General features: G+C 55.3%; 27 protein-coding genes, 1 other RNA gene and 1 pseudogene. 15 read left to right on the plus strand and 14 right to left on the minus strand.

All coding sequences use genetic code 11. The features are described 5' to 3' along the window. Window positions 1-33: 33 nt before the first annotated feature. The 5 genes from BEN30_RS03875 to BEN30_RS03895 form a co-directional block, all read right to left on the minus strand. Window positions 34-846 carry a TIGR00282 family metallophosphoesterase gene (locus BEN30_RS03875; protein ID WP_069957033.1) on the minus strand — a complete coding sequence of 271 codons (813 nt, stop codon included), beginning with the start codon at window positions 844-846 and terminating at the stop codon, window positions 34-36. Beyond that, window positions 843-1,433, minus strand: coding sequence for a 5-formyltetrahydrofolate cyclo-ligase (locus BEN30_RS03880; protein WP_069957034.1), 591 nt, complete (start codon window positions 1,431-1,433; stop codon window positions 843-845). Before BEN30_RS03880 ends, BEN30_RS03875 begins: the two co-directional genes overlap by 4 nt. 53 nt (window positions 1,434-1,486) lie before the next feature. Beyond that, window positions 1,487-1,643, minus strand: a non-coding RNA gene (gene ssrS / locus BEN30_RS03885) — 6S RNA. A 13-nt stretch (window positions 1,644-1,656) separates the two neighbouring features. Next, window positions 1,657-2,022 (minus strand): cell division protein ZapA, encoded by a 366-nt coding sequence (locus tag BEN30_RS03890; RefSeq protein WP_069957035.1) that lies wholly within the window; start codon window positions 2,020-2,022, stop codon window positions 1,657-1,659. A gap of 5 nt (window positions 2,023-2,027) precedes the next feature. Continuing rightward, on the minus strand, window positions 2,028-2,273 hold the full coding sequence (locus BEN30_RS03895; RefSeq protein ID WP_139134832.1) for a hypothetical protein: 246 nt from the start codon (window positions 2,271-2,273) through the stop codon (window positions 2,028-2,030). Between the two features lie 445 nt (window positions 2,274-2,718). Between BEN30_RS03895 and gap the strand changes: the two genes are divergently transcribed. From gap to BEN30_RS03945, 10 genes are all read left to right on the plus strand, one after another. Next, complete coding sequence (gene gap / locus BEN30_RS03900) at window positions 2,719-3,723, plus strand: type I glyceraldehyde-3-phosphate dehydrogenase (protein WP_069957037.1); 1,005 nt, start codon at window positions 2,719-2,721, stop codon at window positions 3,721-3,723. Window positions 3,724-3,799: 76 nt separating this feature from the next. Continuing rightward, entirely contained in the window at window positions 3,800-4,441 is a 642-nt protein-coding gene (thiE, locus tag BEN30_RS03905; RefSeq protein WP_069957038.1) for a thiamine phosphate synthase, read from the plus strand. An 85-nt stretch (window positions 4,442-4,526) separates the two neighbouring features. Next, window positions 4,527-5,084 (plus strand): GGDEF domain-containing protein, encoded by a 558-nt coding sequence (locus BEN30_RS03910; RefSeq protein ID WP_069957039.1) that lies wholly within the window; start codon window positions 4,527-4,529, stop codon window positions 5,082-5,084. After that, window positions 5,053-5,337: a GGDEF domain-containing protein gene (locus BEN30_RS03915; protein WP_069957040.1), complete on the plus strand. Its 285-nt coding sequence runs from the start codon at window positions 5,053-5,055 to the stop codon at window positions 5,335-5,337. Before BEN30_RS03910 ends, BEN30_RS03915 begins: the two co-directional genes overlap by 32 nt. Before the next feature lie 101 nt (window positions 5,338-5,438). Continuing rightward, window positions 5,439-6,008: an elongation factor P gene (efp, locus tag BEN30_RS03920; protein WP_069957041.1), complete on the plus strand. Its 570-nt coding sequence runs from the start codon at window positions 5,439-5,441 to the stop codon at window positions 6,006-6,008. 50 nt (window positions 6,009-6,058) lie between these two features. Continuing rightward, entirely contained in the window at window positions 6,059-6,850 is a 792-nt protein-coding gene (locus BEN30_RS03925) for an inositol monophosphatase family protein (RefSeq protein WP_069957042.1), read from the plus strand. 292 nt (window positions 6,851-7,142) lie between these two features. After that, complete coding sequence (locus BEN30_RS03930; RefSeq protein WP_069957043.1) at window positions 7,143-8,591, plus strand: OmpA family protein; 1,449 nt, start codon at window positions 7,143-7,145, stop codon at window positions 8,589-8,591. 121 nt (window positions 8,592-8,712) lie between these two features. After that, window positions 8,713-9,912 (plus strand): flagellar motor protein MotA, encoded by a 1,200-nt coding sequence (locus tag BEN30_RS03935; RefSeq protein WP_245648978.1) that lies wholly within the window; start codon window positions 8,713-8,715, stop codon window positions 9,910-9,912. A 20-nt stretch (window positions 9,913-9,932) separates the two neighbouring features. Beyond that, on the plus strand, window positions 9,933-11,021 hold the full coding sequence (locus BEN30_RS03940; protein ID WP_069957044.1) for a peptidoglycan -binding protein: 1,089 nt from the start codon (window positions 9,933-9,935) through the stop codon (window positions 11,019-11,021). A 93-nt stretch (window positions 11,022-11,114) separates the two neighbouring features. Further along, window positions 11,115-12,374 (plus strand): MFS transporter, encoded by a 1,260-nt coding sequence (locus BEN30_RS03945; RefSeq protein WP_069957045.1) that lies wholly within the window; start codon window positions 11,115-11,117, stop codon window positions 12,372-12,374. Between the two features lie 133 nt (window positions 12,375-12,507). Here BEN30_RS03945 and cyaY read toward each other — a convergent pair whose 3' ends face one another. Together cyaY and BEN30_RS03955 are read right to left on the minus strand one after the other, a co-directional pair. Further along, window positions 12,508-12,834 (minus strand): iron donor protein CyaY, encoded by a 327-nt coding sequence (cyaY, locus tag BEN30_RS03950; RefSeq protein ID WP_069957046.1) that lies wholly within the window; start codon window positions 12,832-12,834, stop codon window positions 12,508-12,510. Window positions 12,835-13,064: 230 nt separating this feature from the next. Then, the gene (locus tag BEN30_RS03955) at window positions 13,065-13,967 is read right to left on the minus strand and encodes a hypothetical protein (protein ID WP_139134833.1); all 903 of its coding nucleotides are present in this window, start codon (window positions 13,965-13,967) and stop codon (window positions 13,065-13,067) included. Between the two features lie 179 nt (window positions 13,968-14,146). Here BEN30_RS03955 and rpmE point away from each other — a divergent pair, with 179 nt between their 5' ends. The 3 genes from rpmE (at window position 14,147) to BEN30_RS03970 (ending at window position 17,340) form a co-directional block, all read left to right on the plus strand. After that, window positions 14,147-14,371: a 50S ribosomal protein L31 gene (rpmE, locus tag BEN30_RS03960; RefSeq protein WP_069957048.1), complete on the plus strand. Its 225-nt coding sequence runs from the start codon at window positions 14,147-14,149 to the stop codon at window positions 14,369-14,371. A gap of 301 nt (window positions 14,372-14,672) precedes the next feature. Beyond that, window positions 14,673-16,676, plus strand: coding sequence for an adenylate/guanylate cyclase domain-containing protein (locus BEN30_RS03965; RefSeq protein ID WP_069957049.1), 2,004 nt, complete (start codon window positions 14,673-14,675; stop codon window positions 16,674-16,676). Between the two features lie 202 nt (window positions 16,677-16,878). Then, a complete protein-coding gene (locus BEN30_RS03970) occupies window positions 16,879-17,340 on the plus strand; it encodes an Hsp20 family protein (protein WP_069957050.1) in 462 nt (153 codons plus the stop codon). A 99-nt stretch (window positions 17,341-17,439) separates the two neighbouring features. Here BEN30_RS03970 and BEN30_RS18545 read toward each other — a convergent pair whose 3' ends face one another. Then, window positions 17,440-17,583, minus strand: coding sequence for a hypothetical protein (locus tag BEN30_RS18545; protein WP_170826949.1), 144 nt, complete (start codon window positions 17,581-17,583; stop codon window positions 17,440-17,442). A gap of 497 nt (window positions 17,584-18,080) precedes the next feature. Further along, window positions 18,081-18,263: a DUF1192 domain-containing protein gene (locus tag BEN30_RS03975; RefSeq protein WP_069957092.1), complete on the minus strand. Its 183-nt coding sequence runs from the start codon at window positions 18,261-18,263 to the stop codon at window positions 18,081-18,083. A gap of 88 nt (window positions 18,264-18,351) precedes the next feature. Here BEN30_RS03975 and BEN30_RS03980 point away from each other — a divergent pair, with 88 nt between their 5' ends. Both BEN30_RS03980 and BEN30_RS03985 read left to right on the plus strand, forming a co-directional pair. Beyond that, entirely contained in the window at window positions 18,352-19,368 is a 1,017-nt protein-coding gene (locus BEN30_RS03980; protein WP_084004986.1) for an NAD(P)H-quinone oxidoreductase, read from the plus strand. Window positions 19,369-19,517: 149 nt separating this feature from the next. Next, a complete protein-coding gene (locus BEN30_RS03985; protein ID WP_084004988.1) occupies window positions 19,518-20,201 on the plus strand; it encodes a DUF1013 domain-containing protein in 684 nt (227 codons plus the stop codon). 153 nt (window positions 20,202-20,354) lie between these two features. Here the strand turns inward: BEN30_RS03985 and rplI are convergent. From rplI to BEN30_RS04010, 5 genes and pseudogenes are all read right to left on the minus strand, one after another. Then, window positions 20,355-20,974: pseudogene (gene rplI / locus BEN30_RS03990) on the minus strand (50S ribosomal protein L9). A gap of 47 nt (window positions 20,975-21,021) precedes the next feature. Next, window positions 21,022-21,999, minus strand: coding sequence for a DUF2232 domain-containing protein (locus BEN30_RS03995; protein WP_069957051.1), 978 nt, complete (start codon window positions 21,997-21,999; stop codon window positions 21,022-21,024). Window positions 22,000-22,050: 51 nt separating this feature from the next. Beyond that, complete coding sequence (gene rpsR, locus BEN30_RS04000; RefSeq protein ID WP_069957052.1) at window positions 22,051-22,278, minus strand: 30S ribosomal protein S18; 228 nt, start codon at window positions 22,276-22,278, stop codon at window positions 22,051-22,053. After that, window positions 22,278-22,730, minus strand: a complete 453-nt coding sequence (gene rpsF / locus BEN30_RS04005) for a 30S ribosomal protein S6 (protein WP_069957053.1) — start codon at window positions 22,728-22,730, stop codon at window positions 22,278-22,280. Before rpsF ends, rpsR begins: the two co-directional genes overlap by 1 nt. 222 nt (window positions 22,731-22,952) lie before the next feature. Beyond that, window positions 22,953-23,618, minus strand: a complete 666-nt coding sequence (locus BEN30_RS04010) for a transposase (RefSeq protein ID WP_069957054.1) — start codon at window positions 23,616-23,618, stop codon at window positions 22,953-22,955. Between the last annotated feature and the right edge of the window lie 573 nt (window positions 23,619-24,191).

A 24,191-nucleotide genomic window follows, 5' to 3' on the forward strand; every position in this document is an offset into this window, starting at 1 on the left:
CAGTGCTCATTTTGGCAAGACAAAATGTAGAGATTAGAGGGGCATAATTTCCATCAACCTGCCGCCAACCCGAACGGGCGTGACCTGGGTGGCCAAGCCGGTGGCGTCATCGCTTTCCACATAGACAGCGCAAAGTGTGCCTTCTCCCGATGCCGGTTCAAGGCGTTGCTTGGGCATCTTGGTGGTGAACCGTTCGATGGCCGGGCCTTTGGTCATGCCAATCACGGAATTGTAGTCGCCGCACATGCCCGCATCGGTTTGATAGGCCGTACCGCCGGGCAGAATTTGTGCATCCGCCGTTGGGATGTGACTGTGAGAGCCCACCACCAAAGATGCCCGTCCGTCGAAAAAATGCCCCATGGCCATTTTTTCACTGGTGGCTTCGGCGTGAATATCAATCAGCACGAAATCCACCGTATCGCCGACGCGTTTGTTCAACATGGCGCGCGAAACCGACGCGAACGGATCGTCCAGCGGGTCCATAAACAACCGTCCCATGGCCTGGATCACGACAACTTTTTTGCCGCCCACGCTTTGAAAAACGCCCATACCCTGACCGGGCGTGCCTTCGGGATAGTTTACAGGACGCAGCAAACGCGGTTCCGTTTCGATGTAATCAATGATTTCGCGCTGGTCCCAGGCATGGTTTCCGGTGGTGATCACATCGGCACCCGCTTCGAAAAACTGATCGCAAATGGCCCCGGTGATGCCAAACCCGTGAGCCGAGTTTTCGCCGTTGACGACCACAAAATCGAGGCTCAAATCTTCGCGCAGACGCGGCAAATGATCCAGAACCGCTTTGCGTCCCGATTTCCCAACCACGTCGCCGATGTACAAAACCTTCATGTTACGTTTATCGCTTCTTTTTCGGTTATGATCCAATCCAGGCGCTGGTCATAAGAGTCTGTTGGAACTTCGTCAACTTCTTGGGCGCTATAGGCAACGCCGATGGCGGTGCAGGTTCCGGTTTTGCGCAACCGCTCCAGGGTGCGATCATAATAGCCACCACCCCACCCGAGGCGAAAACCGCGCCGATCAAACGCCAGCAACGGCACCAAAACAATATCGGGGCGCATCAAAGGCGCGTCTGTTAAAGGGTGATACGTGCCGTGAGAGCCTTCGACCAAAGGCTCATCAGGCCGCCAAGCGCGAAACCGCAAGGACCGGTCCTGGGCAACCACTTCAGGCAAGGTCACCAGCACACCGATGCGGTCCAGCGCCACCAGGGCCGGACGAACGTCCATTTCACTGGCCATCGGCCAATACCCGGCCATGATGACCTCATGGCCGTAGCCATCGGCAACTGCAGCCCACGTTTTCAAAAGATGCTCGAAAAAACCACGAATTCCGTCATCGCCATGTTGCCCAGAAGCCTTTGCGCGAACCGCTTTAAACTGCTCGCGCAAAGCATGCTTAGGACTTAACGATGTCATAGAATATCCGAATGTCTCAGGTCTGGACCCTCAATAAAAAGGGCAAAAAAGCGGACGGCGCCGCGACAACCGTGGGCGTTTGCAATCCTCTGTGGCCTGCTAGTGCAGGTGGGCACCATGTATCGAACCCAGGAGTTCGACAGGGACAGCTCCCGATGAAGACTTATAGCCCCAGGGAATGTCGATACCTCACGCGTTGGGCAGCCACCGTCCTATACAGAACTTAAGCGCGTTCGACGGTTTCCGCAATGGTTTCGATGCGCGCCGCCAAGGCGTCCAGTAAGTTCGCCAAACGGTCTTCATCGAGAGAGGGGGGAGCCGCCTGAGGTGGTGTGGTCGATTGCATGGCTACGGCCTCCAAACGACTTTGCAGCGCCGCGATTTCACTTTGTGCAACGGCCACATCATCAGCCACCAACAAGCCCGCCATAGCCAGCAGACGGGCCTCTCCAGCCTGACCAATGGCCCCAACCAACTCGCCAACCTTGGCATCAACGACACCGGCCAACGTTAAGATGTGCGGCTCTTGCCCGTCTTCACAGGCAATGTCATAGGACTGATGATTGATTGTGATGGAGACTTTGGCCATCCGCCCTACCTCGCCATCATGGTTTTAAATTGGCCGATGGTGCCATCTAATTTCTCAACAGATGCACTAACGATTTCTCGCAACTCATTGTTTTCCCGCAATAACTCTTGAACTTGATCATGCAACTCAGCCTGTTGAGGATGCGCCAGATTCCGCCCCGCCATTGCCATTTCCAAACGATCAATGGCTTGTGCCAAGCGGTTTTCTGCGATTTTTAGGCGATTTTCACGGTCGGCGAGAGCGTCGTTCACGGGGCAAAAGACCTTCATGTGGAAGTTGAGGAACCGTCAGGTGAACATAAGCATTTAGAGCATGGATCGTCAACCACTTCAGAGGCTTATCAGCCCCCCTTTAAGCAACACATGTAAAAGCCAAGGTTTTACATCAACGCGCGTCCCCCAACGCCATGCCGATCTTGCAACCCTACCCCCCGAACACCACCCCTTGACGCCTACCCCTTTCCCGCGCCATTGTGCGGACCTCACGAAATTCTGCGAGATAAGAAACGGTATAAACTCATATAAGGTCGTCAGGCATTTCAACACTCTAGTCGGAACCGCCCCTTCCCACCAACCCGCAAGGGTAGGCAAGACGCAACCCGGCGGGGTGTTATGGGTTCTCAGCCCTTATGTTAGACAATGCTCAACTACATCTTATCTCCATACACAAAAACAAAATTTTAGGGAGCTTAACTAAATGGCGGTTCGTATTGGTATTAACGGTTTCGGTCGTATTGGCCGTATGGTTTTCCGCGCAATTGCGCAAGATTTCAGCAACGATTTCGAAGTCGTCGCGATCAACGATTTGCTGGAAGCTGACTATCTGGCTTACATGCTCAAATATGACTCTGTGCACGGTCGTTTTGACGGTGAAGTGTCGGCTAAAGACGGCAATCTGGTTGTCAACGGCAAGACCATCCGTCTCACCGCCGAACGCGACCCCGCCAACCTGGCATGGGGCGATGTGAAGGCCGATATGGTTATTGAATCCACCGGCTTCTTCCTCACCGAAGAAACCTGCCAAAAGCACATCGACGCTGGTGCCAAAAAGGTCATCCAGTCCGCTCCGGCCAAAGACAAGACCCCGATGTTCGTCTATGGCGTTAACCACAAAGAATACGCCGGTCAGGCCATCGTTTCCGCTGCGTCTTGCACCACCAACTGCTTGGCACCGATCGCCAAAGTGGTTCACGACAACTGGGGCTTGAAGCGCGGTCTGATGACCACCGTTCACGCTGCCACCGCGACGCAGAAAACCGTTGACGGCCCGTCTTCCAAAGACTGGCGCGGCGGCCGCGGCATTTTGGAAAACATCATTCCGTCCTCCACCGGTGCAGCCAAAGCTGTCGGTGTGGTGTTGCCGGAACTGAACGGCAAGCTCACCGGCATGGCGTTCCGCGTTCCGACTTCGGACGTTTCCGTGGTCGATCTGACCGTGGAACTGGACAAGCCCGCCACCATGGCCGAAATCTGCGCCGCCATGAAAGCTGCGTCTGAAGGCGAAATGAAGGGCACCCTTCAGTACACCGAAGATGCCGTGGTCTCCACCGACTTCGTCGATTGCTCAGCGTCTTCGATCTTCGACGCCACAGCCGGCATTCAGTTGGACAACACGTTCGTCAAACTGGTTTCTTGGTATGACAACGAATATGGCTACACCTGCAACATGATGCGTTTTGCGCGCCACGTTGCCGCCAACTAAGACCGTATTATCGACAAGAAAGCGGAGCCTCATGGCTCCGCTTTTTTTGTGTTTCAAAACAAGGTAAGCTCACCCCATGACCTGCCGACTTTACCTCATCACGCCGCCGGCCTTCGATCCTGAAGCCTTCCGCCCGGTCTTTGCCCAAGCGCTGGATGGCGGAGATGTCGCGTGTGTGCAATTGCGTCTCAAAGGTCCCAATTGCACGCCCGTTGAGCGCGAAGATGTTCGCCGGGCAGCCAAAATCTTGATGCCCGAAGCGCAAAGCCGCGATGTGGCCTTTCTCATCAACGACGATGCCGAACTGGCCGCCGAATTGGGTACCGACGGCGTTCACGTCGGTCAAGACGACTTAAGCGCCAAAGCCGCACGCGCCATTGTCGGCAAAAATGCCATCGTCGGGGTGACCTGCCACGACTCTCGCCATTTGGCTATGGAAGCCGCCGAAGCGGGGGCCGACTATGTAGCCTTTGGCGCGTTTTTCCCCACCACCACCAAAATCCCAAAAACCCAAACTGACCCCGAAATTCTTGAGATTTGGAGCGCGATGACCACCGTACCCTGCGTTGCCATAGGCGGCATTACACTGGACAACGCCCGGGTCCTTATCACTGCAGGCGCAGACTTCTTGGCGGTTTCATCGGCGATCTGGGATCATCCCGACGGCCCCCAAGCGGCCGTGCGCGGTTTTAACACGCTCTTACAATCATCAACTTGATGACACGCATGGACAAAATTACAAAAAACTGACATTTTGACCCTATAACTGAACGAAACCACCCGACGCCAAAAGGCCCGCTCACGTGAATCAAGTCTCAGATTTTGGAAACTCCATCGCTGATCTGCACAACAGCGCCGGGCGCATTACCCGCGGTCTGGAAAGCATAGTTGCGGCCATCGACAACATTGCCGAAGACAATGCCCAATTCATCAACGATCCAAATTCCGCGCCTGCCGGTGCCGAAGGCGACGCCATTCGCGAATTGCTTTCGAATATCCGCAAGCAAATCGCCGAGGTGGTTGATCACGGTCACAGCTTTGAAAGCAAAATCGCAAAGTATTCAAACGATCTGACCGATCTAACGCGGCAATTGGACCAGAGCAAAAAAGCCGCCATGCTGGACCCCATCACCGGCATCGGCAACCGCCGCCGGTTTGAATCGAGCCTCAAAGACATCCTCTCCCACTTGACCGATTTTAATGGCAAAGTCTCGGTTTTGCTGGCTGACATCGATCACTTTAAGAATGTCAACGATACTCTGGGGCACACGGTCGGAGATCAAGTGTTACGTTTGGTTGCCAGCAACTTCGTCTCCAATTTAAAGGGCGGTGACGTGGTGGCGCGCTGGGGGCGGCGATGAATTTGCCGCTATTTTGCCCAACACCAGCTTGGAAAACGCCCTGACCGTGGCCGAAACCGTACGCGAATCCATTTCAAAGCGGTCTTTGAAAAACACCGAAACCGGGGAAACCATGGGCAAACTATCGCTCTCCATCGGGGTTTCCACGTATCGTCAAGGCGACAACGCCCATAAACTGATTTTTCGCGCTGACCAAGCGCTCTACGAAGCGAAGCGCCTGGGGCGCAACCGCTCTGTTCCTGAAAACGACTGATAGCCATTGCCTCGACACGCCGTGAGTGTTAGCTTCCGCGCGCTTAGGTCGGCATTGCGTTTGGCCTCAAGCTTTGTCTCAGCTCATTCGACGGTGAAGTCATGAAGATCAACGGAAACGCCATCCGCCCCGGTATGGCCATTGAACACCAAGGCCGCCTTTGGCGCGCAGTCAAAATCCAACACACCATGCCCGGCAAGGGTGGCGCGTTTGCTCAGGTCGAACTGAAAGACCTGGTGAGCGGCACCAAGCTGAATGAACGTTTCCGATCTTCTGAAACGGTCGAGCGGGTGACATTGGAACAGCGTGACTATCAATATCTGTACACCGACGGCACCACCTATACCTTCATGGACACCGAAACCTACGAACAAATCGAACTCGACGCCGACATGATTGGCGAAGACCAAGTGCCCTATCTGCAAGAAAACATGGGCATCACGGTGGAAAGCCACGGCGAGACCCCCATCGGCGTAAAGTTGCCCGCGACCGTGGTGCTGGAAATCGTTGAATCCGACGCGGTGGTCAAGGGTCAGACGGCATCAAGCAGCTATAAACCTGCGACCTTGAGCAATGGCGTGCGCACCCTGGTGCCGCCGTTTATCACCACCGGCACCCGCGTGGTCATCAACACCGAAGACGGTTCATACGTGGAACGCGCAAAAGACTGATTGGTCTTTTGTAACTTCCAACGACTGCGAAGACTGTAAGGACATACCCCATGGCCCATCCCCGCTCGGCCCTTTTGAACGTCATGACCGCCGCCGCGCAAAAAGCGGCACGCCGACTGACGCGCGACTTTGGCGAAGTTGAAAACCTCCAAGTCTCCAAAAAAGGCCCTGCGGATTTTGTCTCCAACGCCGACAAAAAGGCCGAAGACACGCTGGTCAAAGAACTGCAAAAAGCCCGCCCCGATTATGGCTTCATCTTGGAAGAAGCCAACAATATCGAGGGCAAGGATTCATCCAACACATGGGTGATTGACCCCCTGGACGGCACCACCAATTTTTTGCACGGCATTCCGCATTTCGCCATCTCCATTGGCTTGCTGCGCGACGGCGAACCGTTTGCCGGCGTGGTCTACAACCCCATAACGGACGAAATGTTCTGGGCGGAAAAAGGCCAAGGGGCGTTCCTCAACGGACGGCGTCTCAGGGTTTCGGCGCGCGCGCACCTTTCTGAAGGCCTGTTTGCCACCGGATTGCCGTTTTTGGGCAAAGAAAAAGATGGTGAGCGATTTATGCAGCGGGTGAACGCCGTAACGACCCTTTCCGCAGGCGTACGCCGTTTTGGTTCCGCAGCGCTGGATTTGGCCTATGTTGCGGCAGCCCGGTATGACGGCTATTGGGAAAGCGGTTTGCAAGCCTGGGACATCGCTGCGGGGATTGTCTTGGTGCGCGAAGCCGGTGGTTTTGTCACCGATATGGACGGCAAACGAAAAATGCTTGAAAACGGCTCCGTCATCGCCGCCACGGACAAAATGCACGAACCGTTGTTCAACTTGATCAAATAAGACCCGTTCTTCCCGTTACCGACGCACGCGAGCTGTCGGCGAAGCTGTTGTCAAAGCAGTTGCCAAAGCAGTTGCCAAAGCAGTTGCCAAAGCAGTTGTATGAGCCCAAACGCGTTGTTATGGTGGTGCTTCATGGGGACGCTGCGATTCGCGCGCATTTGCGTTTGCGTTTGCACATCCTCTGGTAAGACAGGTCCGTTAAGACAAGTACGGTAATAAGATTGGCAGTGTCCCGTTTTAAGCCTCCCGTTTTGGGAGCGGGATGCTCACCCGACCCGGGAGACTGAGTACGATGCACAACCGCCGCCAAAACGCCACCCTGACCCTGCCCCATGCAAAATGGGGGGTGAGGACAAAGTCGCACCTGGCCACAAGCGTCTCTTTGGGCGCCTGTTTACTGGCCCTTGGCTTGTGCCTTCAGTTCCCTGCGCCCGCCGCTGCCCAACAAAGCCCGATTGTGGATCTGACGGATCCGTACGTGAGTGTCGATTTGTCTGTCTTGAACGACAGTGGTTTGAATGCCCGCCTGGGGACCCCCGGCATGCCCACGCCAAGACAAATGCAGGGACATACATCCGACCAAGTTCTCGGACAAATACCCGCAACCGGGCTTACCGCCAGTGGTTCACAACCTCCCGGCTTAGCCACACCTGTTTCCGAACTGTACGTCAAACCAACACGGCGTTTTAAGCTGCCCGAACAGACCAAGGCCCTTGAAAGCACCTATGCCCAGTCTTCTGATGTCCAGTCTTCTGAACAAGAGACGGACAATGAGGTTGCCGACAACACACCGTCCGAAACGCCTGTTGTCGCAAAATCAGACACCGAGAAGCCTGCACCACAATCGGCACCTGCCAAGACCGTGAGCGCCCCGCCCGCCCCGCCCTCTTTACCGGAAGCGGCTGAAATCGCAGATATTCTCCCCCCACCCGAGGCCAAGGAGGCTGCCCCCATCGCGCCGCCAGCCGCGAGCCCTGCCAAGCCTGTTGCTGAAGCGAAACCGGCACCCAAGCCTGCCCAGGAAATGGCCGCTTTAACGCCACCACCACCACCCAAGCCGACCCCTGCCCCTGCGGCAGCCGTGGTCACGGCTCCGGTTGAAGAACCTGTCCAAAGCGCACCTCAGGACACGACGCCAACCGTTGAAGATGCCCCTAACAAGCCCATCGCGTTAAAAACGCCAACGCCAAACGTTGAAGCACCTCCTGCAGAACCGTCTCCTGCGCCGGTCGATAGCGCCGTAGCCCTTAAAGACACGGCTAAAGACACAGCAGATACGACGCAGGCAATACCGATGCCACCGCCTGCTGCACCTCAGGGAGAAACCTCCAACGCCTTGGTTATGCCTTTGCCGCCGAAGACCGAAGCCCAAGCTGAGGCTGCAAGTGACGTTGCATCGCTGCCGTCTGCATCGCAAACGCTGAGTGACGGCGACAGCTTACGCATTGTTTTTGACGCCGACTCATCAAAGCTCCCCAAATCGGCACGGGATTCTTTGCTGGACATGTCGACCAAGATGAGTGCCAGCGAAACCTTGCGTCTCCAATTGCTGGCTTATGCAGGCGACGCCAATACCTCAGCCAGCGCCGCACGACGCTTGTCTTTGTCGCGGGCTTTGGCAGTGCGTTCATTCTTGATTGAAAACGGCGTGCGCTCGACCCGCATCGACGTGCGCGCCCTGGGCAACAAGTCCTCCGATGCCGTCTCCGAACGTGTTGATATTACGGTGATTGAGCGCTGACCCTCCATAAATCATCCCCGTCACCTCATCTCCCTCATTTAGGCAAAATTCATGCTTATCGTTTGCCGTAATTTTGACATAGCCATCAAAGACATTGGCCCCATGGAGACTGTGCAACACCATGGAAACTGAACAGATGTCCAATCCCCATCGTTTTTTATTCCGTATGGCTTTATTTCTTTCCGCGGTTGCGGTCGCCATCGGTGCAGTCTACCAACCCCTTCTCAACGCCTTTATGGCCAACGCCCCCTTGAACGGCTTGATCATCGGGGTGTTTTTATTGGGCATGGCTTATAACTTTCGCCAAGTAATTCAACTTGGTCCCGAAGTATCCTGGATTGAAGACTTTCGCGAAAGCCATTCTTTGGGTGCACAGCGCCCCCACATCGCGTCTTCATCGCAGCCCCCCAAGGCGACCAAAAAGCTTCGTCCTCCGCGCCTGCTGGCGCCGTTGGCGGCGATGGTTGCGGGTCGTAAAGAAATCAAACTCAGCGCCATGGCCCTGCGCTCGGTGCTGGACGGCATCGCCAGCCGCTTGGACGAACAACGCGATATTTCGCGCTATACCATCGGCCTGTTGGTGTTTTTAGGCCTGTTGGGCACGTTTTGGGGCCTGCTGGACACGTTGAGCGCCATTCGCAACGTCATCGCCAACATTCAAATCGGTGGCGGCGGTGATATCACATCTATGTTTGATGAGCTCAAACGCGGTCTTGAAGCCCCCTTGGCGGGCATGGGCACGGCGTTTTCCAGCTCTCTGTTCGGCTTGGCCGGATCGTTGGTGTTGGGCTTTTTAGACTTAACCACGGGCCAGGCGCAAAACCGCTTTTACACCGAATTGGAAGACTGGCTAGCCAGCTTGGCAAAACTGTCGGGCGGCACGCTCAGCGCCGACGGCGACCAAACCGTTCCCGCTTACGTCGAAGCGCTTTTGGAGCAAACCGCCGAAAGCCTGGAAAATCTGCAACGCACCATGGCGCGCGGCGAAGAAACCCGCATCCATACCTCCGAAGCACTGAACCTGTTATCGGAAAAGATGAGCACCATCACCGACTTCATGCAGACCGAACAGGTCATCATGAAAAAGCTCGCCGAAACCCATATGGACTTAAAACCCGCCCTGGAACGCATTGCTGGCGGGGACTTGATGACGGGCGGCAAGGACGGCATGGATGACGCCACCCGCACCCACATCCGCAACATCGATTTGGTGCTTTCGCGCATGCTTGAAGAAAGCCGCACCGGGCGCGAAGAAATGGTCAGTCAAATGCGCAGCGAAATCAAACTGCTCGCCCGTACCGTCGCCGGTCGCGGCGAATAGCGCGAGGAGGACTCCCCACCATGGCCGCCCTATCGCGCCGCAATCGCAATCGCGCCGATATATGGCCGGGCTTCGTCGATGCCTTGGCATCGCTTTTGATGGTCATCATCTTTTTGCTGTTGGTATTTGTACTGGCGCAATTTTTCTTGGGCGAAGCGCTTTCGGGGCGCGACTCGGCGTTGAAAAAACTTGACCGTGAAGTGGCCGAACTGGTCGATATGCTGGCCCTGGAACGCAACGCCAATACCAAACTGCGCAGCGACGTCAACCGCATGTCGGGGGAACTGCAAGCCAGCATTTCCGAAGGCGACCGACTGAAACTTGAAATCGAAGACGGCAAGGCAGAGGTTTCTCGTCTGGTTGGCGACGTGGTTAAGCTGGAAGCGCTGAAAAAGCAGCTGGAAGCCGATATCGGCAAGCTTGCGACCGAAATCGACGAAAAGGATAAGGCGCTGCTCGCCGAACAAGATCTATCCGAAAGTGCACGTGCTGAAGTCGCCATGCTCAACGGCCAAATGGGTCAACTGCGCGACCAAATGGCGGCGCTCAACAAAGCCTTGGGGGCTGCGGAAACCAAAGCCAAAGACCAAAACGCTCAGATCGTATCGTTGGGCAAAAGGCTGAACGCCGCGCTGGCATCCAAAGTGATGGAGCTGTCGGCCTATCGGTCCGAATTTTTTGGCCGGTTGGCAAAAATTCTCGGCGCACAAGAAGGCATCGAAATCGTCGGCGACCGTTTTGTGTTCCAATCCGAAGTCCTGTTCGCCAGCGGTGAAGCGGAACTCAACATCGGGGCATACGATCAATTGCGCGGTTTGGCGGGAACGATCATTGACCTGCAAGTCCAAATCCCCGCGGACATCGATTGGGTGCTGCGGGTTGACGGCCATACTGATCGGGTTCCCATCCGCAATCTACAATTCGCGTCGAACTGGGAGCTCAGCTCGGCCCGCGCCATTTCCGTGGTGAAGTTCCTCATTGAACAAGGCGTGCCTGCCAAACGTTTGGTGGCTGCGGGCTTTGGCGAATACCAACCGCTCACCACCGCCACCGATCCCACGTCCCTGACCCGCAACCGCCGCATTGAGTTGAAACTCACCCAGCGCTAGGGCAGTCCCTAGACCATATAGTTTTGAAACGCTATAAAGTGACCAGCATTTCATTGGCCCTTATAAAAAACGAGGCAAAAGAAAATTAGCGCCATGTTCATTTTGTTTATCATCGTTTTCATCGACTTGGTCGGCTTCGGCATTATCATTCCGCTGTTGCCGTTTTATGGCGAACACTTTCAGGCCGATCCATTCACCGTTTCTCTGATCATGGCCACCTATTCACTGGGCCAATTTGTCGCCGCACCGTTTTGGGGCCGTTTAAGCGACACCATTGGGCGACGTCCGGTGCTGATCATCAGTTTGTTTGGCGCGGTGCTGTCCTACATCTGGTTGAGCTTCGCCACGACCTTGTGGATGCTGTTCGCTGCGCGCCTTGTCGGCGGTTTGATGGCGGGCAATATTTCCACGGCATTTGCCTACATCGCCGACATCACCACTGTCGAAAATCGCGCCAAGGGCATGGGCCTGGTGGGCGCAGCATTCGGCCTGGGCTTTATCGCAGGACCGGCCATCGGCGGCATTCTGGCCGGACCGGATCCGCTGACCGCAGATTTTCAGACCCCCGCGTTGGTCGCCGCCGCCATGTCGTTCATTGCGTTCGTGCTGACCATCGCCATGTTGAAAGAATCTCTATCCGCAGAGGTCCGCGCCCACGCCAAAAACACCCCCCGCCCCAATCGCTTTGTACAAATGAAAGAGGCCCTGGGTCGTCCCGGCATTGGTCTTTTGATCACCATTTCATTCTTGGCCACCTTTGTTTTTGCAGGCATGGAAACCACCTTTGCCATGTGGTCACACCGCCAGTTGGGCTGGGGACCAGAACAAAACGGCTATCTATTTGCCTTTGTCGGCGTCATTGCCGCCTTCATCCAAGGCGGTGCGGTGGGTCGTCTCAGCAAAAAGTTTGGCGAAGGCAACTTGATCGTTCAAGGTGCCGTCGCCCTGGCGGTGGGCATGATCATGATTCCGTTCTGCACCTCTGTCGTCCCTCTGATGGCCGCCATGGTCATTGTGGCTTATGGCTTCAGCATCATCAATCCAGCGCTGAACAGCATGATCTCTTTGCGTTCCGGCAACACCGAACAAGGTATGATGATGGGCGTGGCACGTTCCGCCACCACCATGGCGCGGATCATTGGCCCGGCCTGGGCCGGCATCTTGTTCGCCCAGCTGGGCAAAGAATGGCCCTATTACGCGGGCATGGTGTTGATGGTGTTGGTGGCTTACCTGGGGCTGAGATCGCTGAAAGACAATCAACGTGCCAAAGCCCACGCGATGGAGACCGCCGCCTTTGAAAGCGCAAACGGTGCCCCGCTCAAGGACGAAGACCCGCGCTCGCCCATAGACTAAAAAACGGATTATAGGGAGGGTTTACAAGGCTTCTGGCCGCTGTCGATCTGGCTCTTGTGTAGGGCAGCCTTCCCCGACAATTTCGTGATCGCCGGATCATCCCGGCGTCAAAAGTCTAAAGACCGGAAAAGCTTCAAGACAGGGACACCTGTTCGCCCGCGATTTGACTGAATTCGGTGTTCAGCACCTCCATCAAAGTCTCCCCACCCCGCGTAGACAACCACGCCCCAATCGCCTCGTCGAAGGCAAAATGCGCCGCCCCGCTGATCGGCGAAGACAGCCAAATCTGCAGGTTTGGGGCATGCTTGTTGACAACGTAGGCGCGCCCATCTTCCAACTCGACCGTCAAAATGCCGTTGTCGAAATCCACATCCGCATCATCACCGATGGCATCGTCAATGGCCTCAAACAGCGATTCGAGGGTTTTTGCGGCAAGCTCTTCAAAGGCACTGGCATCCATGATTTATGTGTCCTGATGTTATGAGTTTTGCCCCCCTGTCTCATAGCAAATCTCAGAAACATTGTCCCGCTGAGATTGCCACTCTAACTTTTCAGGCAAGGACAAAGTCTCGAACGTTGCGAGGCAGCATTGGGGAAGGTGCCAACATTTTTTTGGTCAATACCTCACACCGTGCAACCCAATAGTTAATTTTTTTTGGTACTTGTTGCAGAGAGTACGCACTTTAAAAATTATTTCAGCACACTTTTTCCCTGGCTTACCTGATCGACAATTTTTACAAAATTGTCATCTTCCTCAAAGCCGAAGTGAGTGCTATCTGTTTCAATTACAACAACATTTTTACCCTTTTTAATCAGCTTATCATAATACGTTTGAGCCACAATCGTTTTAACATTTGTATCGTTTCGACCCGTAACAAGATAAATGGCCACATCGTTGCGAATGCCTGCAATAAACTCATCTGCGGATCTATTATTTACACCGTAGACTGGATCCAGCCACTGCCGTTTATTATCGGGGTAAGTCGTATCTAACCACTGATTCTGGTTATAGGGTCCCGCTAATAAGAGGGCGCTGTTGATTTCAACATCGGGATGTTTGCCAAGAATCGTTGCGATTATCCCTGCACCACCTGAACGAGCAATGACAGTCGTGTGTTTCGGCTTGTAATGTTGAATCAGGCGATTAATTGCGATCGCAATGCTATCAACATTTTTCTGCAGCACACATATGGTTTTGGTGCAACTATCCCCCGTTGAGGCCAAACCGTTTGTTAAGTTATGTCCTGGCCTCGCGATGGCAATTTTATGGGCCTGATTTAATCCAACACTGTTTTTTGCCATAAGCTTGTTGAAATCTCGATCTGCCGGACGCTTGTATATATTATCGCCGTGAAGATAGAGTACCAAATAATCCGAATTCCCCGCTGTTGTCTTTAAGGCAAGACATTCTTTACCCGCACTGACAGCCGTAACAAAATCTTCATTCGCACAGCCGCCTTCCGGCCCTTTTGGCAGGGACATTGCACAACCCGTGAGTAACAAAAGGGCGAAGCTGAGAGCAAAAATATCCTTAAAAACACCGATTCCCATTGCTTTCCCCGAGATTGGTTTATGATAATGCTGCAAGTTCAAAATAATTCCCTAAAATAGCCACCTAAACGCGAGCACAGGAGGTTAACACTGCCTCTGCATGCACCACAAGGGGCGCTTTTCACAAAGAAATGACAAATAAATCGCGATATAGGCGTATGGGGCCTTGCATCGTTCCCAGCGCTTGGTTATATAAGCGCTCCCTATTTTGGAGTTGAGTGATGAAACAAAACATTCACCCTGACTATCATGAGATCACTGTTGAGATGACTGATGGCAGCACCTTTAAGACCCGCTCTACGTACGGCAAAGAAGGCGCGACCTTGAAGCTTGACATCGATCCGAAGACCCATCCGGCTTGGACTGGTGTTCATCGTCTCAATGATAGCGGCGGACAGCTTGCTAAGTTTAACAACCGTTTCAAAGGCTTGGGACTTAAAAACTAAGTCCTGTCTGAAACGCGTCTATGGTTTTCAGGGGTGCCAGTGTCATGCATTGGTGCCCCTATCCATGTGCACATTTTAGACGTAGTGTTTGATGTGTATTTGCCGCGAGCCCATTCTCCTGCAAAATCCCTCGCCTAAGAAAAATGGTCCGTTTCTCAAAAATACTTTTTTGTTTAGAATCCCACACTTAGTAATCCTATAGTATGTTGAGGAAGTACGGTTGGGTAAATATTGATGAACGTAACCGAAGGAGCATGCGATTGCAGCACGCACGCACCCGACGACGCTTTGGACCTTAGTGATGGGAAGTTCAACCAGCTATGAAGTCCAGGTGATGCAGGGAGGGAAGTGGCGTATTCATGCGCAGTTCCCACCGTCTGGTCGCGACGACGCCATAGACGAGGCCAAAACCCTGGAATCCATGCCGGGGTTGGCTGGCGTTAAGGTCGTGCGCGACAACTACGATGACCGCACAGGCCTGCACAGAGAGCATGTGGTCTACAAACACGTTCCAGAAAAAACGGTGGCGGCATCAACGCCTGGGGGCGGCGCGTCTGGGGGTGGTGGCAAATATGCCCACTATTTGGCCCGTGCTGAGGCCAATAAATCCGCAGATATTGATTTTGGCGATCAGTTGGTCAACCCGCCCCCCCGCAAAACCTCCCGCATGGGGGTGTTCACCAAACTCATGTTGGTTTTGCTGATGTCCATTGCCATCGCGGCGGTGGTTGTTTTGCTGGCGAACAACATGCTGCCCTATAAAAAGATTGCCGGATTGCGCCTGTACGGCCCGACCCGTTCCAACATCATGATCGCTATCACGATCTGCACGTTTCTGGCCTCCGTCTTAATTTCCTATTTCGCCTTTATGCGGCGCGATGAATTGGATGTGCCGAACTTGGAAATTCAAGAGCGGCTCAAAAAGCAACTTGAAGCCAAGCGTCAAGCCGACGCCGAAAGGGCTCGCAAGAAAGAAATTGAAGATGCCCGCCAAAGACAGGCGGATGAGGAAGCCGCAAGAGCGGCCAAAGCGGCAAAAGACCAAGCCGATCGTGAGCGCGCGGAGCAAGAGCTTGCGGCCCTTGCTGAACAACAGAACGACACAGAACAAGAGTCTGCCGAACCGGAACCGGAACCCGAGCCTGAACCTGAGCCCGAGCAAAAAGAAGAAGAGTTTTCAAACCTGTCGCCCGTCGCCGAAGCACAAAAGGCCGTATTGATGGGCTTTTTCGGCGAGGCCGTGCGCGCACTGCCCCCCGAAATGCGCAAAATGGACAGCTACAACCGCTTTGGCGTGAACCTCTTTCTTGCCGGCGCCGCCGAAAGCTTAGGGGGGGCTCGCAATTTGGATGGGGAAAGCATCGCAGAAATTCTTGCCAGCACGTTGGGCATTATGGGCCTCAAACCCGAACACGCCCAAGCGTTCGCGAAGCGTTACGAAGACTATTTGCTGCAAGACGCCCGCTATATGGCGATGTTCCAATCCGGTCGCCAAACCATGGGCGCATTCCTTGACGGCGATAAAGAAACCCCCGCCAAGCTCACCGAATTCCTGAACGAGTGGAACAAACCCAAGGCCCCCGAAGACCCCGAAAAGGAAGTGGTTGTGATGTTCACCGACATCGTCGGCTCCACCGCCATGACCCACGAAAAAGGCAACCTGGCCGCCCAAGAAGTGGTGCGCGCCCACAACCGCGTGGTCCGTGATGCCCTGTCGAAAACCGGCGGGCTGGAAATCAAGCACACGGGCGACGGCATCATGGCCTCGTTCCAAAAGGTCGCCGATAGTCTGCTCGCCACCCAGCAAATGCAGATGATGATTGAGATGCACAATCAACAAACCCCTGACATTCCGTTGAAAGTTAAGATCGGCATCAACGCGGGCCGCGTGGTGATGGAGGAAAAAGACCTCTACGGCGTCACCGTGCAAATGGCGGCGCGCATCGTCGACAAAGCCAAGGCCGATCAGATTTTTGTCTCCGACACCGTCTATGGCATGGCCAAAGGCGGCAGTTGGCGCTTTGTCCGCCGCGGGCCTTACTACCTCAAAGGCATCGACGGCCCGGCTTATCTGCAAGAACTGGTGTGGGACGATAAAGTCGATACCGCCACGGTTGAAGCCGCCGCCCGCGCGGAACGACCCCAGTTGGAGCAGCTCTATACCGCCGCCAGTGGCCTGCCCCTGCCCGGCCAAGCCGCCCCTCAGGCTGAGGCTCCCGCTGCACAGGCTGCTACGGCAGCTCCTGTGGCAGTTCAGGCTCCAGCAGCCGCACAGCCTGCTCAGGTGCCGCCTCGGGCCTCCTGACGCATTTTTTTTCGATTTCCCCCTTGCACGCAGAAAATCATCTACCTAACTCAACTTTGCACCCCGGACGCTTTTGCCGGACCTTGTTGGACGCCGCTAAGCGGGTTCATTCCCGGTAAAAGCACGAGGTGCAAGCATGAACCGGAGCCTCGCCGATGATCGGGACGCTCCATAACCTGAGTTGCTCAATAGGAGAACCATTATGCGTACAGTCGACTTTACCCCCATCAATCGTTTTGCCGTTGGTTTTGATCGCATGCAGCGCCAGCTGGAAAGCATGGCCCACCTGGACGAAGCCACCAGCGCCTACCCGCCCTACAACATCGAAGTTTTGGCGGAAGACGCCTACCGCATCACCATGGCGGTTGCGGGCTTTGCCATGAGCGATCTCGACATCACCGTGCAAGACGCGCAGTTGACCGTTGCCGGACGGGTCGAGCGCAGCGAAGCCCCGGTCGAATACCTCCATCGCGGCATCGCCACCCGGGCGTTTGAGCGCCGCTTTGAGCTGGCCGACCACATCAAAGTTACCGGTGCGGTCATGGACAACGGCCTGTTGCACATCGATTTGAAGCGCGAAGTGCCTGAAGCCTTGAAACCGCGCAAAATCGCGATTGAAGCCTCCGCTCCCCAGCGCAAAGCGATCGAACAAAAAGCCGCTTAAGGCGGATGCTTTGAGGGCTTAAAATTCTTACACACACATCCCAAAACGGCGCGATCTGCGGATCGCGCCGTTTTCTGTGCAAAGTGGTGGGTTGGTGCCTCATTGGGAACGCGCCAACTGTCTCAAGATCAACAGATCAATTTTGACAATGCCCCAGATCAAAAATGCAGCAAGAGCGGCGGCTATAGCTCCAGCAGAAAATGATGGAAGCGCACTCAGAGAAAATATAAGCGGTAGCGACATGATAACCTCCTCGGGTTAAGATTGAGAACTTAACCAGGATTATGACGCAACCTTCATGAACCCGCTTTGAACGCGCGGTTAAGCCACTATTCAGCCAGCAGCGACGCCGCATGTGAGTCCGACAGGGAAAGACGCGGTTTTTTGCTCACGGCGCACACCTTATTCGAAATGGGTTTGGGGCCGAAACGCATAAAGGGCCACCTTTCGGCAGCCCCTTAAAACGATATTCTAAAACGATCACTGAGCCCTGTTAAACTCGCCGTCTTATTTTTTGTGCGCAGACAATATCATGCAAATGGACGAGGTCAAGGTGAGAAATGCAGTTTGCCCCCCAAAAGGGTCAAAAAAACGCCACCCCAATGAGGCGGCGTGAGTTTAACAGGGAGGTTGTCGGCGGCGGTGTGCGGATCGCCTCTCCGACCCTTAAACGCTACAGCAACGGCGTTAAAAGTGCGTTAACACAGGAACAAGCCCTTTTAAGTTGCACACCCCCCCGTTCAGCTCTTAAAAAAGGCATCGGCACCCGCGCGGGCGGCATGTTTGGCGGAGATGACGGCCTCGGCGCGCTCGATTTCCGCTTTCAGCCCCAGGATGTATTCGCCGATGGCTTCGATGGACAGCTCATCTAAATCTTTTTGCCCGACCTTGGCCTTGCGCGGTTCCAAATCATCCGTATCCATGTGCATCTCCTCCTTGTCAATGCGTGCGCCATGATCATACTAGGACGAAGCCCTCCCCGGAAGACTCTAGAATAGGTGATGAGACTCCATGCCCCACACGCTGCCCCAACACATGAGCTGCATCGAACTTGGTGACGCCAAGGGTGCCGATTCCCTGACCTTGACTGAACGCGCCCTGCCCCAACCCGGACCGGGCGAGGTTTTGATCAAGATCGCCGCCGCCGGCATCAACCGCCCCGACCTGCTGCAGCGCGACGGCTTGTACCCCGCCCCGCCGGGGGCCAGCGACATTTTGGGTCTGGAAGCCGCCGGTGAAATTGTGGCGCTGGGCCAAGGCGTCAGCGGTTTGAGCCTTGGCACGCCCGTCACGGCCTTGCTCAGCGGCGGCGGATACGCCGAGTATGCCACGGCCCACCAAGGCGCGTGCTTGCCCATCCCAGACGGCTTGTCGCTCATTGAGGCTGCGTCGCTGCCGGAAACGTACTTCACGGTGTGGAGCAACCTGTTTGATCGTGCCCACCTCAAGGCCGGAGAAAGCTTGCTTGTGCATGGCGGCACCAGCGGCATCGGCACCACCGCCATTCAAATGGCCCGCCAATTGGGGGTGCGCGTGATCACCACGGCGGGCAGCGCGGAAAAATGCCAAGCGTGCTTGGACCTCGGCGCTGAGCAAGCGGTGAATTACAAAGACCAAGACTTTGTCGAACAGGCTCGGGCGTTCGGCGCCGTGACGGGACGGGACAAGGGCGTCGACGTCATCCTCGACATGGTTGGCGGCGATTACGTGGCGCGCAACATCAAATCCCTGGCCCCCGATGGGCGGTTGGTCAACATCGCCTTTTTGCACGGCTCTGAGGTCACCTTGAACCTGATGGCGGTGATGCTCAAACGCCTGACCCTGACGGGTTCAACCCTGCGCGCCCGCGATCCCGCGTTTAAGGCGGCCATTGCCGAAAACCTCCAAAAAACCGTCTGGCCGTTGCTGACGGATGGCTCGATAAAGCCCGTCGTTCACCAGACTTTTGCCCTGAAGGACGCCGCCAAAGCCCATACGTTGATGCAAAGCAGTCAACATATCGGCAAAATCGTGCTGAGCATGGACTAAGATCAGCACAGGGCCGCAGACGTGGCCTTTTCCTTCAATTGATAAAAACTTTCGCAAACAGTTTACCCGCTTGGGTTTTTGGGATAAACAGAGGTCACCGCAGCCCCCTTGATTGGGGGTTGCACCGTTTTTGGATAAGGAAAATCAGTATGTCGAAGCCTTTGATGCCCAAGGCGACGGCCGTTTGGCTCGTTGAAAACACTGCCCTTTCTTTCGAACAGGTCGCCGATTTTGTCGGTCTGCACGAATTGGAAGTTCAAGCTATCGCCGATGGTGAAGTGGCGGTGGGCATGCAAGGTGCCGACCCCATTGCGTCGGGCGAACTGACCCAGGCCGAAATTGACCGCTGCCAAGCCGACCCCAACGCCCAGTTGAAAATGGCCAAAGCCACCCTGCCCATGCCCAAAGCCCGCGGCAAGGGTGCACGCTACACGCCGGTGTCCAAACGCCAAGATCGCCCGGACGCCATCGCATGGCTGCTCAAGCACCACCCCGAACTGACCGACGCACAAATCTCGCGCTTGATCGGCACCACCAAGCCCACCATCAAAACCATTCGCGAACGTTCACACTGGAACATCAACAACATCAAACCGCAAAGCCCGGTGGGCATGGGCCTGTGTAACGAAGCCGACCTGGAAAAGGTCGTCGCCATCGCTCGCGCCAAAGCCGGCACCACCCACGTGCCCATTTCTGACGCACCGCAGATGCCCGCAGAACCGTTGCGCGAACCCAAACTGCCGACCATGGCCCCCGGCCCCAAAGCCGAAGAAGAAGCCCACCACACCGTCGAAAGTGTGTTCGGCCCGGCCAGCAAAAAACGCGAAGACTAATCCGGTCCTTCAAAGCCCAACAAAAAAGGCCGCATTCCGCGGCCTTTTTTGTTGTGTCACCCTCTGGAAACGACAAGCAAAACGGCGCGCCCTTGATGGACGCGCCGTTGTGTTTGGTGACAGCGTTGGTTAACGCCCGAAAGGGAAAAAGGCTTATTCTTCGCCAGCTTCACCCGCGTCGCCTTCAACGTCAGCGTCGTCATCGGCACCGCCAAATTCTTCAGCTGCAGCCGCTTTTTGCTCAGCAAGAATGGCATCGGCGACATCCGTGTCGTCGTCTTCATTTTTGTTGACGGCATGGCCGGTCGAAGCCTGAATTTGGGCTTCGTCAGCAGAACGTGCAACGTTGGCCGTTACGGTCGTGGAGACTTCCGGGTGCAGGCTTACGGACACGGTGTACAGGCCCAAGGTCTTAATCGGGTGCTCAAGATTGACTTGACTACGTGCCACGGTGAAACCGGCATCGGTCACAGCAGCCGCGATGTCACGGGCGTTAACGGAACCGTACAGGTGACCAGCTTCGCCAGCTTGACGGATCAAGACGACCGACAGGCCAACCATTTTCGTCGCCACGGCATCAGCTTCTTCACGTTGTTTGAGGTTTTCGGCTCAAGTTGAGCGCGTTGGGTTTCAAAACGCTTTTTGTTCTCAGCCGTTGCACGCAAAGCTTTTTCGCGCGGCAGCAAGAAGTTACGGGCAAAACCGGGTTTGACGTTGACGATATCGCCCATCTGACCCAGCTTCTCAACGCGTTCTAACAAAATGACTTCCATTTTTAATTCCTCCGGCCCCTTTGGGAGCGGTCTAGTGTGAGTAGTAGTTAAGCGGACGGATCCATTCGGCTTTTCAGCCCCACCCACTGTTCCAAAATTCCAAGTCCCGCAATCACCAGGGCAAACCAGCCCGTTAAGATGACGATCACGTAAACCAACCCGAGCAACGCACCCGGAAACGAGACAAAACTCGCAAGCTTATGCACCACAGCAAGGCCTAAGAAAAAGAACGGAACGGCCAGCACAAACACGAGGCTCCGACCGATGTATCCAATTTCCCCCGACATCAGCAACGCCACCAGCGCCGCCCCAACCAAGGCCCAACTTAACCAATCGGGGAGTTTGAGCTCCCTCAACTGAGGACTGGGGCGAATGTTGCGCCCGCCCTTGGCCACAAGCCCTTGGGCTATGACCATATTCACCAGCAACACATTGACCCACATCGCCGCCGTCATTCCGGCAAACAGAGGCGCCAAAGCCATTACCGCTTGTTGCAAGACATCTTCGCCTTGCGGTCCGGCGAAGGCTTTCGCCATCTCCGCCAACGCTTGGTTCACAAATTCTTCCAACCCGCCGCCGGTCAACAAAGAGCCGATGACCACCAACGCGCCCCCCATGGCCGTCAGAACGGCAATGAGTGAACCTGCTGGAAACCACCCCGTATCGCTGGGTGGTGTTCCACCATGTGCCCGTTCCTTGACCAGAGAGGCTGATTGTCCCTCTGACACGTCCCAAACGACCCCATGGGGGCCAGTGAGGCTGAGACGCACAATCACCCAAATGGGCAAAGCATACACCACGCCATAAACCAGCCCCGAATACGGGCTGGCCAACCCCATGACCATCACGGCGCTTGCCGCTGCGATCAGGGCTGCACGAGTCCCCAGTGCCAGCCCCACACAAACCAGGGGCAACGGGTGCACTAAGGAAAGAAAGAAAACGGCAATGGAAGCCCCAGACAAAGATGCCAAGGCCAACATGCCGCTCACAATCCCGGCTGCAATGGCAAGAAGCTTATGATTCATGCCGTTGTGCTGAGGGTGCGCTCATAACACCCTCGGCAATGCTCCAGACTCTTAGCGAATGATGTAAGGCAACAGGCCGATGTAACGCGCGCGTTTGATCGCAATCGCCATTTCACGCTGTTTCTTCGCAGAAACGGACGTGATGCGGCTGGGAACGATCTTGCCACGCTCAGAGACGTAGCGGCTCAAAAGCTTGGTGTCGCGAAAATCGATTACCGTCGCGTTTTCACCCGAAAACGGGCAAGATTTACGGCCACGAAAAAAAGGACGACGTGCCATTATTCTTCTCCCTTGCTTTCAGATGCTGCGTCAGCATCGTTGAAACGCGGACGATCATCACGACGCGGACGATCATCACGGTCGTCACGACGCGGGCGATCGTCACGACGCGGACGGTCGTCACGGCTGGATTTAGCCACCAAAATCGCGCTCGGTTCCATGTCGATGGCGTCGATGCGCAAGCTCAGGCTGCGCAAGACGTCTTCGTGCAGACGCAACTGACGTTCCAGCTCAAACAAAGCTGCAGCAGGGGCATCCATGGTCAACTGGAAGTAATGACCTTTGCGGTTTTTGTTGATTTTGTAAGCCATGGAGCGAAGGCCCCACTGCTCGGTCTTTTCGACCTTGCCACCATTGTCGTTAACGACGGCAGTCATCTGTTCGGTCAAGGCTTCTACCTGTTGGGTAGAAAGGTCCTGACGAGCGATGATAACGCTCTCATAAAAAGGCATATTTGCTCTCCTTCCGGATTATCTCAGCCCCTCAATGTCTTCAATGCCTTTAGAAGACGGGGCATAGCTGAGGGACGTCCCGCAGCAAGGAGCTATGAAGCGGCGCAATATACAGGGAAATCCACCGATTGCAAGGGGTCTAAGGGCAAAACCTCAAATGAGCCAAAGGTCCTGAATTCCAGGAGCCAGGCGTATGGAAAGATGGATGGCTTCGTTGGGCCGTTAACCCACCTGTATGGGCTTACGTCCGCGTTTGGCGGGGCGCAGGGTCCGACCCAGTTTCAGTTCAAGCTTATCGACAAATGCCTTACCGCCCAGCGGTCGACCGGTGCTTTTGTGCGCCCTGAACGCCTCCAGCATGGTCGGATCGTCCTTGCCGCGCAACAGGCCCGGCCAATCAGAACAGCGTTTGAGCAACGGGGCGACCTTGACCAAGTCGTCGTCTTGGCCTGAGATGTGGGCGCGGGCGCTGCTCCACGCATATTGGCGGGCGCTGCGCACCAGCTCGGCCTTAACCGGATTGCGTTCCACATAGGCCGCTGCGGACAACAGATGGGCGTTGTCCATGGGGAAGGACGAAAAACGCCCTTGCCACAAATATCCGCTCCACTTTTTCCGCGCGTTGATGTGCAGGGTGTAACGTCGATGCGCTTCGCCCACCGCGCGGGCAAGGCTTGTTGCGGTCTTGGGCACCAAAATCATATGCACGTGGTTGGGCATCAAACAATACGCCCACACCTGAACCCCACACTTGGCACACCATTCCGCCATCAAGGCTTTGTAGACTTCATAGTCTTCGTCACAAAAAAAGGTGTCCTGGCGCCGATTCCCCCGCTGGGTCACATGATGGGGAACACCAGGAACAACCACACGGGCCAAACGCGCCATAAAAACACTCCCTCACGTCTGCAAACGGACTTCAAACCGCAGCAACTCTAGTGGAATCCACAGCATTGGGCAAACAATAGAGATTATGTCCCCCTCAGGAGGCGCGGCAATCCAGAGGACGAGTGTAGGGAAAGCCATGACGACATTCTCAAGTTCGTCATCGCCGATGTGGACACCTTTACCCTGATCAGTGTGGCAACGCATTTGGTCGCCAAGCGACAACGCAGCAGCGTTTCACCCATTAAGCTAAATCCGGGAGCATAATCCGTAATCTGTCAGGCCTGCGCCCGAGACATTGAAAAAACAAGCGCAACGTTGGCAAACGCAGATTCGCGCCCAGAGGCCGAAACAGAATGCTCATCATGCTCAATAACGCGTCCCTCACCGTGACAGGTGGGGCACGAAACAAGTCCGTGGGCATGAGCATGGGAATGACCGGCGGGCAAATCATCTGCGTAACGCCAGCCTGACGTACAATCGGGGCAATGTTTGATTTTCATGGCTATGGCTCCTTTCTGGATCCTAGACCTTGCGCGAGAAGTGCCGTGTTCTGAGCACCGAAAGGATCAAAGC

It is taken from the genome of Magnetovibrio blakemorei (genome assembly GCF_001746755.1).
GTDB lineage: Bacteria > Pseudomonadota > Alphaproteobacteria > Rhodospirillales > Magnetovibrionaceae > Magnetovibrio > Magnetovibrio blakemorei.